Genomic DNA, 16,306 nt, shown 5'->3' on the forward strand with positions numbered 1-16,306 from the left:
TCCCTGCTTACATGTCCATACCACCTGATTGTAGTATCTTACATATGACTAATCATTGTAAATATAATTATGATAATTATTATCATTACCATTGTCATTATCAAGTAGTAAATCTTTTGGGTGCCTATATTGCTTGTTAATACGGCAAAATCATAGGCAGCTCATTTCCCGTTCAGATAGGATTGTATCTTGGGATAATCAAAGGCTTACCAGATTCTGGATCGCAAATAATACGGCAGGCTAGACCAAACACATCAGCGATACTCTGCTCATTGATAATCTCTTCTGGCATACCTTCGGCGTAAATTTTGCCATTTTTCATCATGATTAAATGTGAGGCGTAACGTAGTGCCAGGTTAATATCGTGTAGTACCAGCACCAACGTTTTTCCCTGTAAATGTAAACGTTGGCAAAGATCGAGCATTTCAATCTGATGGGTGATGTCCAGATAAGTGGTTGGTTCATCTAACAGTACAATGGGTGTTTGTTGTGCCAATGTCATAGCAAACCAAGTGCGTTGGCGCTGACCACCGGAAAGCTCATTCACTAACCGTTGCGACATCTCCTGGAGTTCGACCGCATGTAAAGCGTCGTTAACTGCTCGCTCATCTTCTGCTGACCACTGTCGTAAAAAGGATTGATGAGCGTAACGTCCACGTGAAACCAAATCGTATACGGTCAACGCTTCGGTGATGATTGCCCCTTGTGTTAGCAGAGATAGCTCACGTGCTACCGTTTTTGGTTTGTAATGTTGAATATTGTTCCCATCAAGCAGGATTTCACCGTGCTGTGGAGTTATACCTCGGCTAATGGCGCGTAGTAGTGTCGATTTTCCACAACCATTTGGGCCAATGATGACGCTGAATTCACCATCACGAATAGAAATATCCAGACACTCAACAATCGTTTTCTTGCCGTATGCTAGCGAAAGCGCTTGGGCTGTTAGTCGTGAGGTGGTGGTTGAGGAATTCATATCGAATGACATGACTTTGTTCTCCTTAATTCAGCGTACAGCAAATACATCAAATAGACACCGCCTACCCCTGCGGTGATAACTCCTATTGGCAGACGTGCCGAAGTAGGAAGTAGCAAAGTCATTAAATCGGAAGCGAGCAGTAGTAATGCTCCCACCAGTGCTGAGCAGGACAGCGCGGTGCCTTTGGCCCGTACCAAGCGGCGGGCGATTTGTGGAGCAGAAAGTGCGATAAAAGCCACTGGCCCGACAACCAATACCGCCATTGAGGCTAGTATGACCGCCAGTGACAAACTCATAAGCTGAATGATACGTACTGGCACACCGAGCGTATTAGCAACTTCATAGCCCAGATTAACGTAGTTCAATTGCCGTCCTAGCCAGAGTAGAGGCGGAACAAACAGTATTATCGTTCCATAAATTAACTCAACATCTTGCCAGCGCCGGTTGGCGAGGCTACCGTGCAGCAGCGAAGCAAGTTGTTGCGCCTGCTCAAGGCGCACATTCGATATAGCAAAATTAACAAATGCCATGCAAAGGGCGGCGATAGCAATTCCAGAGATGACAATCCTGGTTGTCTGCATTTGCCCGGAGCCGCTAATGTTTCCTGCGTATACCAGTAGTACTGCAAAGCTGGCTCCTAGCAGTGCACCTAAAGCAACGGGGAGAACTCCAGGCCAGATGATCAGTGTGGTGACGATCCCTGCGGCAGCACCGGCATTCACGCCGATAATATCGGGGCTACCGAGTGCGTTACGGGTTGTTAGTTGAAAAAGTGAACCTGAGAGTGCCAGTGTTGCGCCCGCCCCGATAGCCACTAATGCGCGGGGTAAACGTAGCTGTGTGAGAATAAATTCCTGATAAGGAGTTGAAGTTGCTAGCCAGGGATTATCGATACCTTGCTTACCCAATACTAGAGAGAGATAAAACAGCACTGCGAGCAGTAACAACATCAATAAGATGGCTCTTCGGGTCTGTTGTGGAGGTACAACAAAAACAGCAGTTCCTAACATGAAGGTTCGAATTTTTGCCGGTCTGGATAGGTTAATCTGCGACATAATTAACTCCACGATAGGTTTTAATAACCAGATAGAGCAATGGTCCACCGATTCCTGCGGTGATAATTCCCACCATGATCTCTCCGGGTGCTATCACCAACCGCGCCAGGATATCGGAAGTGAGCAACAGGCAAGGCCCGGCGAATAGGCAATAGGGTAGTAGCCAGCGGAAATCGCTGCCAACTAAAGCCCGCATCAAGTGGGGGGCAGCCAAGCCAATAAAGGCAATGGGGCCTGCCATAGCGGTAGCCACTGCCGCCAGCATAGTAGCAGTAATAAGCGACAACACGCGGGTGCGGGCAACATTGGCGCCAAGTGAACTGGCGATGCCTTCACCAAACACCATCACATTCAGGGAAGCGCCGAGTGAAAGAGTCAATATCAAGGCGAATAGTAGATAGGGTATCAGTGAACTCGCTTCCGCCAGAGACATTGCGCTAAGCGATCCAATAGTCCAGAAGCGGTAACTATCCAGTACATGCGCATTCATTAATACGAAACCTTGCACAAAAGCAAATAGACAGGCGTTAATGGCAGCACCAGTCAATACCATGCGTGCTGGATTGCTATTACGTTGTCCTCCACTGAGCAGGTAGAACAGCAATGTAGCTAGACTTGCGCCAATAAATGCTGTCCAGAAGCGTGGAAGTTCATTCAGTATGGGTATGAAAGAGAAACTGACGACCACCGTAGCAGCACCGGCGTTAACGCCCAGTAAGCCCGGTTCGGCGAGTGGATTACGCAGCAATCCCTGTGTTACGGCACCGGAAAGCGCCAGTGCTGCACCGGCCATGATGCCAATTAACGTACGTGGTTTGCGGGCATTGATGACCAGATCGCTATAGCTACCACTGTCACTTAACCAATAGTGATGCCATATGGTTGATAGTGGTAACATTTTTGCGCCCAGACTCAGGCTGGCAATAATACAAATGAAGGTCAGCAGTATCATGAGACCCAAGCCAAGTAGCAGTAGGGATCGGCGTTTAGGATTTGTCATGATGATTTAATTGCCTCTGCCAGCACTGGCATAAATTGTGATAAACCCCAGCGTAAGCTGAGCGGTGTACCGTAAGACATAGCAACGACCAATGATTGGTCAGTTAGCGGGATATAACCTCCCTGATGTACAGCTCGGATGGATTGAAATAACGGCTGTGCCTCCACTGCTTTACGTTCTTGTTCATTATTGAACCAAGTCACTAAGATATCAGCGCCATTAAGATAATCCGCATTTTCCAGTCCAATATTGGCGGCGAAACTGCCGAAGGGATCGGCCAGTGTGCTGACCGATGGCAGTAGCGTTAAACCAAGATGGACTAAGGTATCGACGCGTGGATCGCCTTTGACGTATACCGATAGCATGTTACTGCTGATACCCGCTTTGATATAGGCGAAAGTGTAGCCACTGATATGCGGGATGGTATTACCTGATTCGCGCAATATGGCATCCAGTTCAGTAGCGAGTTGCTCCCCTTGCGGCTGTTTATCTAGCGCACGAGCAATTAATTCAATCTGCTGTTGTGGTGTCGTGAGCCAAGGGGCAGATGGATAAGCGATCACTGGGGCGAAATATGATAAATGGTCATAAATTTCTTGGGTGATGCCTGATTGGGTTGCCACAATCAGATCCGGCTTAAGACTAATTACCTTCTCAATGTCTAATTCGGGGTACATATCTATCACAGTTGGCAAAGTCTCGCCACGCTGCTGTATCGCTTGTTTAAACCACGGCAGATAGCCCTGTTCATCCCCGCCCCAACGGTGGGATTCGATACCGACAGGAACGATGCCAAGATCCAGTACGATATCTTCCGCTCCTGCACCCAAGACAACAACACGTTGGGGGTGATGTGGAATCACCGCTGTACCCAATGCGGTAGTTATTTCTTTAGGATAACCGGGCTTGTCTGACGATATATTGTCTGTTCTGGCTGGCTTATCACAGCCAGCCAGCAGACTGACCAACAGCACCAATACGGCAAACCTTTTGTAACGCTTCAATTTCATTATTTTGTTTTCCTTCAAATAAATAGAAACATAAGGTTTGCCGTCCGCAGTGTCATTATGACTTTAAACTCAGAACTTATAACGCAAGATCGCTTCAATGTTGCGAGGTGCGCCAAAGTAATACTGAGAATATTGGCCGAACTGGGTGTAGTAGGTCTTATCAAAGACGTTATTCAGGTTAACCGTCAAAGAGAGATCCGGTGTGAATTGATAACGGCTCATCAGGTTAACCACCGCGAAACTGTCTTGCTTCGCTTGCATTGATGTTTTCCCCGGCCCATCAACTGTTAACCAGGTTTTATCCTGCCAGTTAACACCACCACCGATGGTCAGATTGCTCATCGCACCTGGCAGGGTGTAGGTGGTAAACAGTTTAAACAGCCTGTTTGGCGTATTGGAATTGATTCGCACACCATTAGGATCTACTGCTCGGAATTGTGTGTAACCAGTATAAAGACGCCAATTATCCGTCAGTTGACCACTGATTTCTGCTTCAAACCCGCGAGTTTTGGTGCCATCCACGGTATAACGAGGAATGGAGAGATCCGGTAGTCTCGGTGCATTGTTATCTACTAATGGCAGGTTATCTTGACGGATTTCAAAGACTGCCAGTGAGTAATCAAGACTGTTATCGAAGGCAACACCTTTTAGGCCCACTTCATAGTTTTGTCCAGACACTGGGGCAAGCAATTTATTATTGCGGTCACGGTGGCTTTCCGGGTTGAATATTCCGGTGTAACTGGTGTAAACCGACAAGTCTTGAGTAATGTTGTAGATCAGTCCACCGTAAGGAACAAATTCGTCACTATAGCTGGCATTTTGTGGAGTATTGAAATTATCACCGCGTGTTTGCCAACTGGTTACTCGACCACCAAGGATCAAGGTCAATGGATCTGCCAGAGAAATCTGAGTGGCTGCATAACCTGCGGTCTGTTCATTACGCCCTTTTGAGCCATAAGTTCGCGTATTACTCCACTCTGGTTCAGGATATTGCCAGCCAGGAGAGGTGAAGTCACCCAGTCCGGTGCAGTTGCGCTTGAGCATACAGGTTGCGTTGAAGTAATCGTTCTGGAAATCCTGTTGCTGATGATTTAAACCGAAGCTGACATGATGAGTACGGTTGAACAACCGGTAGTCACCGTTCACTTGTAGATCGTAGTTTTTCTGGCGGCGACTGCCATCAATGAGTGTCATGTTACCTGGCACCATACCAATATTGGTGCTACGGTTAGGAAAACTTGTTGCCCACAGGACTTTTTGGTCCAGAGCGTTATTATCATAAGTAAAGGTGCCTTTTACACTCCAGCCGTTGTCAAAGTTATGTTGCAGGCTGGTAAAGGTAGAGAAGGTCCGAACTTTTGAAAAAGCCCAATCAGGTGCGTAGCTGTCGCTGCGTTTATAGTCTGTTTTGCTGCCGTCTGCAAAGTAGATCGGCAAACCACCAAACATACCGCCGCGGGTGTGGTTACGTTGATAATCAACGCCTATAGTCAGCAAGGTATTTTCTGTCAAATCTGCTTCAAGAACGCCATAGAACGGGTATCTTTCGTTGTTATTGCGATCAATAAAAGAGTTGGCCGCTTGATAGGCTGTAACGAAACGCCCGCGTAGGTTGCCACTGTCATTTAACGGGCCAGAGAGATCAAGGCCAGTGCGCCATTTATCCCAAGAACCCACGCCGGCAGAGAGTTCGCCACGGAAATCACGGGTCGGACGTTTACGAATCAGGTTAACGGCTGCCGAAGGATTGCCTGGACCAACCATCAAACCGGCTGCTCCACGTACCACTTCGATACGATCAAACAGGTCAGCATCCAGAAGATTGTCGCCATAGTTAAAGCGGGTGTCGTAGTAGGTCGCAACCCCATCACGCAGGATGTTATTGATGGACATGCCACGAGAAGTAAACCCAAAACGATCACTATCAAACTGGCGTACGCTCATACCGGTTGTGCTATCGATGACGCGATTAACACTGTCCAGATTTTCGTCAAGCATACGTTGTTTGGTCACGACACTGACGGTCTGTGGCGTTTCACGCGCCGAGAGGTTTAAACCGGTGGCGGTGACCATCGACGTGGTATTGTACATCCCGGTGTCTTCGGTCACACCTTCATGTTCTGCTCGTGAAGCGGTGACGAGTATCTTGTCATTTTGGGCAGTGGTTTTATCGCTTGTGCTCTGTGCACTTTCCGCGACTGCGTAGCTATTTCCCATCAATACTAACTGTATCGTCATTGCAAGAGTTGTTTTTTTAATCATGGAATCCTTTCGCAAAAACGGATACATCACTTTCTTATTATTCATTACATCCCCAGGGTATATCTATGTTGATATTTTTATTTATTGCTGCTCGGCCTGATGAAGAGTAACCGAGTATTCATGGCGTAAAGCGTATAGTGGATTCACTAAAGTTCCGGCGAATTTGAGATTCTTTTCACGGTCGTCAAGATCGATCATCTGTTGATTATTCGCCATTTGCAGACGATTCAGGCAAGTACGAACAAATTCCTGCTTAAACAGATCGAACTTACGGAATTTCTCAATCTGATGCAGATGTTGTGACTGATAATTATGGACACAGCGTGCAACCAGTAACCAGAAACGCTCTTCGGGTAGATTAAGATCTTTTTGCAACAGCGGAATCAGGTAGCGGAAGAAACAATCGAAAATATCAAGGAAGATGTAGTTAATTTTCATGTCGTCTTCGATAGTGACATGCAGGAAATTAATCTCTTCAGGCAGTTGAAGATCACCATTCAAAATAGCAACTTCTTCACCAATATCTTTCATCAACATTTTTGTCGGGCTGTTATTATCCAATACCAACATCAGGTTTTCGCCGTGTGGCATAAATACCAGATCATAGGTGAAGAAAGAGCGCAGTAATGGCGAGAGGTAAGCATCGAGATAACGTGACACCCACTCTTCTGCATTTAAACCAGAACACTTTACCAAAGCTGCCACGACGGAATGACCTTGATAATCGACATGCAGCAACGAAGCCATTGTCATCAAGCGCTGGTTATCCTGCAACATCGTCATTGGGCTTTCACGCCACAGTGCTGACAACATTTTCTTATGGGGGCTGTCCTTCTTAATGGCTGATTCAAAGTAGTTATTGAAATAACCGAGAGCAGCACGTTCCCGTAATACGGTAAACCCCTTTTGTTGGAAGAAACTGTCATTATGGACTAAGTTACTGAGCCATTCGTTGACTGATGGGGTTGTGACCATGCTGTGTGGATCGAGCCCACGCATAAAGCCCATGTTCAACACGGAGAGGGCGGTCTTAACGTAGTTCTTCTTCGGTTGAGTAATATTGAAGAAAGTACGGATAGATTGCTGTGCGAGGTAGCGATCATGGCCTTCTCCAAGATAAACAATATGATTATTGGCAATATCTGCCGCAAAGCTGATAGCAATACGGTGTTGCCATTGCCAGGGATGGAGAGGCATCAAATAATAATCTGATGGACATAATCCCAACATATTAAGATGGCGTTCAAATTGGGCTGGCAGGTATTTCCCTAGCTCTTCTTCTATTAATTGTTGGTATGAAAGATCGGATAATGCCGAGAAAATAGCTTTATTCTTATGTACCGCAATCCAGATTAAAGTCACGGGGCTGGCGCTTTCAGGTGCATAACGCTGATAATCATCGGCATCGAAACCAATTCGGCCATTATTGGCAATAAAGACTGGATGGCCTTCACTCATTGTCGTTTCAACGACTTGATAATCGGCATAAGCTAAATCTTGGGCTGTAAGTCGGTTGTACTGATATTTAAAAGCGTGACCGTAGAGCGTACTGGATATCTCGTCGAGATAAATCGGCAGCATTTTTTCCGGGATTTCCAACAGCGGATGCAACTCAATAATCAGTTGAATAGCATCAAGTGGCTGAGATTGATTATCCCTGAATTTGGTTACGGAAGCGGTATCAATATCAATATGATCGAGCTGATAAGTTTCCGCTTGAAAATGGTATTGGTAGCCACCTATTGTCAGAGAATACTGCTGCTGTCCATGGTAGGTAGGATTAATTAATTTTTCGTGATATAGCTCACGTAATATTTTTGTCACCAGATGGCGATTGGCATAGAGCCAGTTCTCTGCGTTGAGGTGCAGAGTGTGATTATCGGAGTTAATATGCAGTGAACTCATGGTGATAACAATCCCTATTCATAATCAAAAATCATATCCAACATAGTCGTTGTACACTGGAAACAAATCGGTACGCTTAATTCTGAAATTTTCGAATATAAGTCTCTTTTTTCCAGGTATTCATTCCGGTTCCCTTAGACAGGTAACTTTTGGGGTATTCAATTTTGATAACATTAATACAAATTATTATCATTAACAACTGTGTAAGTGTAGGGATTTGCTCTAGTTTTGTTTAAATAGCAGGCAAAAATGGGACGTTATGGTGCTGCATTGGGATGAGTAAGGTGAATTGGGAGAGAATTTTTGATCGGCTATAACCTTTGAGTAAACCTGCTTTTGTATTGAGATGATGTTCAATGACATGCTGTAATTATTTCGAGAGTGAGATAGCATAATGCCCAGGCGTTTTGCATAGCGTCTGTGATTTTTTAATATTGAGGAAAAGCGTGTCTACCGCAGAGGTCATTAATACGATATCACTGACAGAGCAGGTATTGCGGGAAACCTTTGGTTATCTGCAATTCCGGCCTGGCCAGCAACAAGTTATCAATACCATTCTTGAAGGGCGTGATTGTTTAGTCATTATGCCGACTGGTGGCGGTAAATCATTGTGTTACCAAATTCCGGCGCTGGTACAGGAAGGGGTCACTTTGGTTGTTTCGCCGTTGATCTCTTTAATGAAAGATCAGGTGGATCAACTGCGGGCAAATGGTGTTGCGGCGGATTGCTTGAATTCAACCCAGGTCCGCGAACAGCAGATTGATGTGATCCGGCGTTGCCGTCAGGGCATGATTAAATTGCTGTATATCGCCCCTGAGCGTTTGATGATGGATAACTTCCTTGAGCAACTTCTGGAATGGCAACCTGCAATGCTGGCTGTGGATGAAGCTCACTGTATTTCACAGTGGGGCCATGATTTCCGACCGGAATATCGGGCGTTGGGGCAGCTCAGGCAACGCTTTCCGGCATTACCTGTCATTGCGTTGACGGCCACCGCGGATGAAACGACTCGCAATGATATTGTCCGACTACTGAATCTTAATGATCCACTTATCCATATCAGCAGTTTTGACCGGCCCAATATTCGTTACACCTTGATAGAAAAATACAAGCCATTAGATCAACTGTGGCTATTTATTCGCGGTCAGAAAGGTAAAAGTGGCATTGTGTACTGCAACAGCCGCAGCAAAGTTGAAGAGATATCAGAGCGTTTACAAAAACGTGGCTTGAGTGTTGCTCCATACCATGCCGGGTTGGATAATAGCCAGCGTGCGCGGGTGCAGGATGCATTTCAGCGTGATGATTTGCAGGTTGTAGTGGCAACCGTGGCATTTGGTATGGGAATTAATAAACCCAATGTTCGGTTTGTGGTTCATTTTAATATTCCACGTAATATCGAATCCTATTATCAGGAGACCGGGCGTGCCGGGCGTGATGGTCTGCCGGCGGAAGCGGTGCTGTTTTATGATCCCGCGGATATGGTATGGCTTCGCCGCTGTCTGGAAGAGAAAGAGGTGGGTACACAGCAGGATATTGAGCGGCATAAGCTCAATGCAATGGGGGCTTTTGCCGAAGCGCAAACTTGCCGCCGTCTGGTGTTATTGAACTATTTTGGTGAAAGCAAACAAACCCCTTGCGGTAACTGTGATATCTGTCTTGATCCACCAAAAAATTATGATGGCTTGGTGGATGCCCAAAAAGCGCTTTCTTGTATTTACCGGGTTGGGCAGCGCTTTGGTATTGGCTATATTGTTGAAGTGCTTAGAGGCGCGAATAATCAGCGTATCCGTGATATGAGACATGATCATTTGCCGGTTTATGGTATTGGTAAAGATCAAAGTCAGGAACATTGGGTGAGTGTATTGCGGCAGCTTATTCATTTAGGCTTTATCAGTCAAAACATTGCCAATTATTCTGCATTACAATTAACAGAAGCGGCACGCCCAATATTGCGTGGCGAAGTTTCGCTAAAACTGGCTGTTCCACGAATACAGAATCTGAAAGGGCGTAGTCAGCAAAGTAAATCGTATAGTGGTAATTATGATCGCAAACTATTTGCCAAGCTACGTAAATTACGGAAATCTATTGCTGACGAAGAAAATATCCCTCCTTTTGTTGTATTTAACGATGTCACGCTGATTGAAATGGCAGAGCAATGCCCGGTGACGGAGGATGAAATGTTATTAATCAACGGGGTAGGGCAACGGAAACTTGAACGTTTTGGTAATGTCTTTATGGCCTTAATATGTGAACATCTAGAGGAGTTTGGATAGTCAGAGGGCAATTTATGACGCCAGAAATATTGAAAGAAAGTTGGCTCAATCGTGAGATGCAGTTCTCTGCTTTTGCCAACGGGCCTTTATTAGATTTTTGGCAAGCCAGGGAAGAGTGTGAATTTATCGGTGTCGATAATGTACTGATACGTTATGTCCGTTTTTGTGCAACGGTAAAAAATGATAGAGCGGTTGTTATCTTTCCTGGCCGTAGTGAAAGTTATGTTAAATACTCGGAAGTAGCATTTGATTTTTATCACCTTGGCTACGACATTTTTATTATTGATCATCGTGGGCAGGGGCGATCCAGCAGGATGCTTGCAGATCCACAAAAAGGGCATGTAGAAAAATTTGATGATTATATTGATGACGTTGAAATATTAATAGAAAGAGAAATTCTTCCTCGTCATTATTCTCACTGTTATGCGTTAGCTCATTCAATGGGGGCGGCAATATTAGGGGGATTTTTATTACGTCACGGCCAGGTATTTGATGCAGCCGCCCTTTGTGCTCCTATGTTTGGTATTAACTTTCCTATGCCACGTTGGTTGGCAACTTTCCTGGTAAATCGGGCTGAAAAGCGGCCAGATATGCGCAACCATTATGCGGTACTAACTGGGAAATGGCGTCCGTTGCCTTATTTGATAAACCTTCTGACACACAGTTATGAACGTTATAGCCGTTACCTCCATTATTACGCGGATAATCCGAAATTACGCATAGGTGGCCCAACATATCACTGGATGAGGGAAAGTATCTGGATTGGCGATATGCTGATAGAAAAAGCCGGAGAAATTGAGACACCGCTGATGGTCTTAGAAGCCAGTGAGGATAAAGTCATTAATAATCAGAAAATACGGGCTTTTTGTGAATTACGTAGGAGAGAAAGGACTTTCATTGAAGAGCCGTTACTGTTAATTATTCAGGGGGCGCATCATGAAATCCTATTTGAAAAAGATAAATTACGTAGCCAGGCACTCAACGCCATTTGTGATTTTTTTGACCAGAATTGACTCAATTAAATGATAGGAACGATAACTATGTATCACATTGTTGCTTCAGATTTAGATGGCACTTTGCTGTCTCCTGATCACAAATTAACTTCTTACACCAAGGAAACTCTTAATTTACTGACCAATAAAGGCATTCATTTTATTTTTGCTACTGGTCGTCATCATGTCGATGTTGCGCAAATCCGGGATGTTCTTGGTATTGATGCCTATATGATTACTTCTAATGGCGCACGGGTACACAATGCTATGGGTGAACTGGTTTTCAGTCACAATGTTGATCCTGAGATTGTGCATGACTTGTGTCTAATGGAGTTTGATAACTCTGATATTCTGACGAATTATTATTGCCATGATCACTGGTATATGAACCGTGAATGCCCTGAGCAGAAAGAGTTTTTTCAGGAATCGGTGTTTCATTATCAACTTTTTGAGCGTGACAACTTTAAAACTGATGACGTATGTAAAGTTTATTTTACCTGCCAAGATCATGATCTATTGGTTGCGTTGGAAGAGAAAATCAAAGCGCGTTGGGGTGATAGCGTTAATGTAAGTTTCTCGTTGCGCAATTGTCTGGAAGTTATGGCGGGTGGTGTTTCGAAAGGTCATGCACTTGAGCAGGTAGCCCAAGCTATGGGTTATAAACTGAGTGATTGTATTGCTTTTGGTGATGGCATGAATGACTTTGAAATGCTGACGGTAGCAGGTAAGGGCTGCATTATGCAGGATGCTCACCAGCGCTTGAAAGATATCCTGCCAGAAATGGAAGTGATTGGCTCAAACGCTGATGATGCGGTTTCCCACTATTTGTGCGAAATGTATCAGGTTTAATTTATTATCCATTGTAATTACAGCGCTATTGGCGCTGTCAGATTATTATGGCTTTAGCCAGTTTAAGTAGCGTCAGCTTCTTAAACATAAAACCCCCCGCTATGCGCTGTCTTTCATACACAAATCCCCTGATAAAAAATCGGGGGATTTTTTTGAATCTTTTTCTATTTTGCTGATCTTAGTAATAACTATTTCATTGAGGTACGGTAAAATGTTCCAAACTCACGCAGAACAATGGGCTTATGAGACTTTTTCTCGCGCAAATTTGGGCGATAGCCGACGAACCCAGCGTCTTATCAAATTCACCGCCTCTTTAGCCAACCATATCGGGCAATCTATTGTGCAATCACTCAAAACACCTGCGGATATTGAAGCCGCTTATCGATTTACGCGTAACCGGGCCATTGACGCAACGGCCATTGCAGAGGCCGGATTTGCAGCAACGGCTGAACAAGCTAAGTCCTATGACTGTTTGCTGGCATTGGAAGATACAACCTCACTGGAGTTCACTCATCAGACGGTTCGGGATGAAATGGGGTATACCTCATCACGAAAAAGTGCCACCGGCCTGCATGCCCATTCCGTTTTGCTTTTTGCCCCCAGAGAAGAACGGGTCATTGGCCTGATTGAACAAACGCGCTGGACGAGAGAGCTGAGTCATTATGGCAAGAAAGCGCAACGGGCTTCCCGGCCGTATAAAGACAAGGAAAGTTATAAGTGGGAACGCGCCTCTCAGGCAACAGAAACTCGTCTTGGCAGTGATATGAATAAGGTCATTTCAGTTTGTGCTCGCGAGGCAGACATTATTGACTATCTGACCTATAAAATCATGCATCAGCAGCGTTTTATTGTGCGTTCAATGCAAAGCCGTTGCATTGAACAAAGCTCAGATAAACTGTATCTGTTCAGTGAATCTTTGCAGCCTGCAGATAAAAGAACCGTTCAGGTTAAACAACGAGGTGGGCGTAAGGCGCGTGAAGCTCTCTGCGACGTCCGTTACGCCCCTGTCACGCTCAAAATGCCGGCCAATAAACGAGGGGAGCCGATACCGCTGTATTATGTGAGTTGTCAGGAAACGAATAACGACAAGGAGCTGAGCTGGCACATTCTGACATCGGAGCCGGTAAAAGGTAAAGAAGATGCCCACCGTATTCTGGACTACTATGAAAAACGCTGGCTCATTGAAGAGTTTCACAAAGCGTGGAAAAGTGGCGGGACACAGGTAGAAGCGCTGCGGATGCAACGTAAAGAAAATCTGGAAAAAATGGTGGTGATCCTGGCGTTTATCGCCGTGCGTGTTCATCAGTTGCGCTATGTGGGTCTCAATAGATCAGAGGCGGAAAAACAGAGTTGTGAAACGCTATTAAGCCCGCTAGCGTGGAAGTTATTGTGGGTAAAGCAAGAAAAGAAAAAGGTCCCTAAGACAGCGCCAAGTGTTTACTGGGCCTATATTAATTTGGGAAAACTAGCGGGTTGGTATGACTCAAAACGAAATGGCCGAGTGGGATGGGAAAGGCTGTGGCAAGGATGGTTCATGTTACAAACCATCCTTGAAGGTTATTTACTGTCCAAGTCTCTTGATCTATGAAATATGATCAAGAGACAGGCCATAAAGAGGGTGTCGCAAAAGGTCATGTTATCCATTAAAATCTGCGCTCTTCCTTTAGGCGCAGATCTTTTATGACCTTATTCATTCGAAAACGGGAACCGTCTGCTTACACCAAACGTCAGTTTGTCAAAGCTCAGCACTTACCTGTATTGGATGGCTCCCTTTCCCTTTCTGATTATCTCAGGCAAATGGGGGAGCGTTGCGCATTTATTGTTGCTGACATTCTTGATGAGCAAGATTGGGGCCCCTTTGAACGCCATTATGCTTCGACAGGGAGAGCCCCTTATTCTCCACGCTCCATGATGGGGATCCTGCTTTATGGGATCATGAAAGGACACTGCTCGCTCAGAGAACTTGAACGACTTGCGCGTTTAGATTTAGGCTGTATTTTTGTCAGCCAGGGAATTACGCCCGATCATGCCAGTCTTGGGCGTTTTATTTATCAGCACCAATCCGTCCTGACGGGACCGTTTTTTAAGGCACTGACCTTATCCATTTTGCACCGCAGTCGTTCGGACGGCTCGTGCCTGGCCGGTGACGGGACAGTGATAGAGGCGGCCTGTTCTCATTACCACCTTTTAACTCAGGAAGCGATTTCACGTGAAAAAAATACTCTCACGGCTACCCCTGCCACAGCGCAGACAGAAAAACGCATAAAGCAATTGGAACAGGGAGCCAACGTATTACGGCGCCGACAAGAAAATCGCGAAAAAAAAGGGAAGGATGCCAGCCAACTGCGTATCAATCCAACAGAACCCGAAGCCGTCGTCCAGAAACTCAAGCGGGGAAGAGGATTTTCAACTTCCTATAAACCGTCTGTTTTAGTCAACAACAGACGTATTATCGTCGCTCAAACGGTCGCCCCCTCCAGTGAAACCCAAGTGATGGCCGCGTTATTGGCGCAGAATCTCACTATCTCGGGAGGTCACCCGGAAAAGCTGTTATTGGATGCCGGTTATTTCCATGACGATGTGATTGCTGAGGCGAAGAAACATCAGATCTTGCTGTTTTGTACAGAAAATTCAGACCGACAGCGTACCCGAAAAATCTATCCTAAATCCTTATTTACTTATGATGCTGAGCAAGATTGCTATATTTGTCCTGCTCATCACCAATTGTCCCTGCAAAGTACAGTGAAAGCCACTGAAAAAACGCGGACCTATCGGGTTTATCGCGCTGACAATTGTGCCGGATGCCCGAAGAAAGCGGGCTGCACAAAGGCTAAAGGAGGAAGAAAAATAAAACGTTATCCGGAAGATGAAGGGCGGGAGACACTTCGTTTGCATATGGCCCGACCGGAGTCAAAACAGATATTGAGTCAACGGAAGAGCCTGGTAGAACCGGTATTTTCGGCATTACGGGGAATTCAGAGACTGGAACGCTTTCGGCGTAAGGGATTGTCAGCGGTAAAGCTGGAGTTTTCCCTGCATGCAATGGCCTATAACTTATCAAGAGCGGTGGCTCTGATATTAGGGATTATTTTTAGCCTGTTATCCATACAAATAACAGGCTGCCCAAAGTCAGTGATTGAATTTAACTTGATGCTTGAAAAAGTGACCTCAACCCTTTTGCGACACCCCCTATGCGGGTGGAAATCAAGGGTTATACCAAGAAAAACACCTTTCCGTTACGATATAGATGTTCAAGCTAATATACGTAACTCAAATAAGGAAAGGTGTTTATGGGAATTAAAGCACAAAGCTCAGCACATACAAAGTGGCTGTGCAAATACCACATCGTCTTTTCGCCGAAATACAGACGAAAAGTCATTTTTACCCGTATCCGTTCGAGGATAGGTGAGATTTTACGAGACCTTTGTCAGTATAAAGGAGTAGAAATCATCGAAGGGCATCTCATGCCAGATCACGTCCATATACTGGTGAGTATCCCACCTAAAATAAGTGTTTCAAGTTTTATGGGATATCTAAAAGGTAAAAGCGCATTGATGATATTTGATAAGCACGCCAATTTAAAATACAAGTTTGGCAATAGGAAGTTTTGGTCAGAAGGATACTACGTGAGTACGGTAGGGCTAAATGAAGTCACAATCCGAAAATACATCAGAGAGCAAGAAAAGTCAGATTTAATGCAGGATAAGTTAAGTACACGAGAGCATGAAGACCCCTTCAAGGGGTAAGCCAAAGAAGCAAAGACACTTAGCTTGAACGAAGAGAAAGGGCGTCATTTAGGCGCAGTCGGTAATATGCCCTTATAGGGCTAGAGCAAACCACCCGCTATGCGGGTGGCTCAGATTATTGACAAAGTGCTGGTTTTTTATCCGGCATTTTGTTTTAATTAAGTTCCGTTCACTCAACGGAGCTTGCCACCATGTTAAGATCCCCCCCTCTCCAGACTTTCCCGCCAGAAACGCTCTC

At 45.3% G+C, this 16,306-nt stretch carries 12 protein-coding genes; 6 read left to right on the plus strand and 6 right to left on the minus strand.

Translation table 11 applies throughout. The annotated features are described in order from the left end of the window. Positions 1 to 172: 172 nt before the first annotated feature. From AAC155_RS14165 to AAC155_RS14190, 6 genes are all read right to left on the minus strand, one after another. The gene (locus tag AAC155_RS14165) at positions 173 to 985 is read right to left on the minus strand and encodes an ABC transporter ATP-binding protein (protein WP_113042925.1); all 813 of its coding nucleotides are present in this window, start codon (positions 983 to 985) and stop codon (positions 173 to 175) included. Next, positions 970 to 2,031, minus strand: a complete 1,062-nt coding sequence (locus AAC155_RS14170; protein ID WP_113042927.1) for a FecCD family ABC transporter permease — start codon at positions 2,029 to 2,031, stop codon at positions 970 to 972. Before AAC155_RS14170 ends, AAC155_RS14165 begins: the two co-directional genes overlap by 16 nt. Further along, positions 2,018 to 3,031, minus strand: coding sequence for a FecCD family ABC transporter permease (locus AAC155_RS14175; protein ID WP_113042928.1), 1,014 nt, complete (start codon positions 3,029 to 3,031; stop codon positions 2,018 to 2,020). The genes AAC155_RS14170 and AAC155_RS14175 overlap by 14 nt, the downstream gene beginning before the upstream one ends. Continuing rightward, positions 3,028 to 4,041: an iron-siderophore ABC transporter substrate-binding protein gene (locus AAC155_RS14180; RefSeq protein WP_113042930.1), complete on the minus strand. Its 1,014-nt coding sequence runs from the start codon at positions 4,039 to 4,041 to the stop codon at positions 3,028 to 3,030. Before AAC155_RS14180 ends, AAC155_RS14175 begins: the two co-directional genes overlap by 4 nt. A gap of 69 nt (positions 4,042 to 4,110) precedes the next feature. Then, a complete protein-coding gene (locus AAC155_RS14185) occupies positions 4,111 to 6,348 on the minus strand; it encodes a TonB-dependent siderophore receptor (protein ID WP_113042932.1) in 2,238 nt (745 codons plus the stop codon). A 36-nt stretch (positions 6,349 to 6,384) separates the two neighbouring features. Further along, on the minus strand, positions 6,385 to 8,208 hold the full coding sequence (locus tag AAC155_RS14190; RefSeq protein ID WP_113042933.1) for an IucA/IucC family protein: 1,824 nt from the start codon (positions 8,206 to 8,208) through the stop codon (positions 6,385 to 6,387). 446 nt (positions 8,209 to 8,654) lie between these two features. Between AAC155_RS14190 and recQ the strand changes: the two genes are divergently transcribed. The 6 genes from recQ (at position 8,655) to tnpA (ending at position 16,068) form a co-directional block, all read left to right on the plus strand. Then, positions 8,655 to 10,481: an ATP-dependent DNA helicase RecQ gene (gene recQ / locus AAC155_RS14195; protein WP_113042935.1), complete on the plus strand. Its 1,827-nt coding sequence runs from the start codon at positions 8,655 to 8,657 to the stop codon at positions 10,479 to 10,481. Between the two features lie 14 nt (positions 10,482 to 10,495). Continuing rightward, a complete protein-coding gene (gene pldB / locus AAC155_RS14200) occupies positions 10,496 to 11,494 on the plus strand; it encodes a lysophospholipase L2 (RefSeq protein ID WP_113042936.1) in 999 nt (332 codons plus the stop codon). A gap of 27 nt (positions 11,495 to 11,521) precedes the next feature. After that, positions 11,522 to 12,322, plus strand: a complete 801-nt coding sequence (gene yigL, locus AAC155_RS14205) for a sugar/pyridoxal phosphate phosphatase YigL (RefSeq protein WP_113042938.1) — start codon at positions 11,522 to 11,524, stop codon at positions 12,320 to 12,322. 211 nt (positions 12,323 to 12,533) lie between these two features. Next, positions 12,534 to 13,910 carry an IS4 family transposase gene (locus tag AAC155_RS14210; RefSeq protein WP_113042939.1) on the plus strand — a complete coding sequence of 459 codons (1,377 nt, stop codon included), beginning with the start codon at positions 12,534 to 12,536 and terminating at the stop codon, positions 13,908 to 13,910. A 92-nt stretch (positions 13,911 to 14,002) separates the two neighbouring features. After that, positions 14,003 to 15,727, plus strand: a complete 1,725-nt coding sequence (locus AAC155_RS14215) for a transposase (RefSeq protein WP_158536574.1) — start codon at positions 14,003 to 14,005, stop codon at positions 15,725 to 15,727. Next, positions 15,613 to 16,068, plus strand: coding sequence for an IS200/IS605-like element ISPlu5 family transposase (gene tnpA, locus AAC155_RS14220; RefSeq protein ID WP_113042941.1), 456 nt, complete (start codon positions 15,613 to 15,615; stop codon positions 16,066 to 16,068). Before AAC155_RS14215 ends, tnpA begins: the two co-directional genes overlap by 115 nt. Positions 16,069 to 16,306 lie beyond the last annotated feature (238 nt).

It is taken from the genome of Photorhabdus sp. HUG-39 (assembly GCF_963878365.1).
GTDB lineage: Bacteria > Pseudomonadota > Gammaproteobacteria > Enterobacterales > Enterobacteriaceae > Photorhabdus > Photorhabdus kayaii.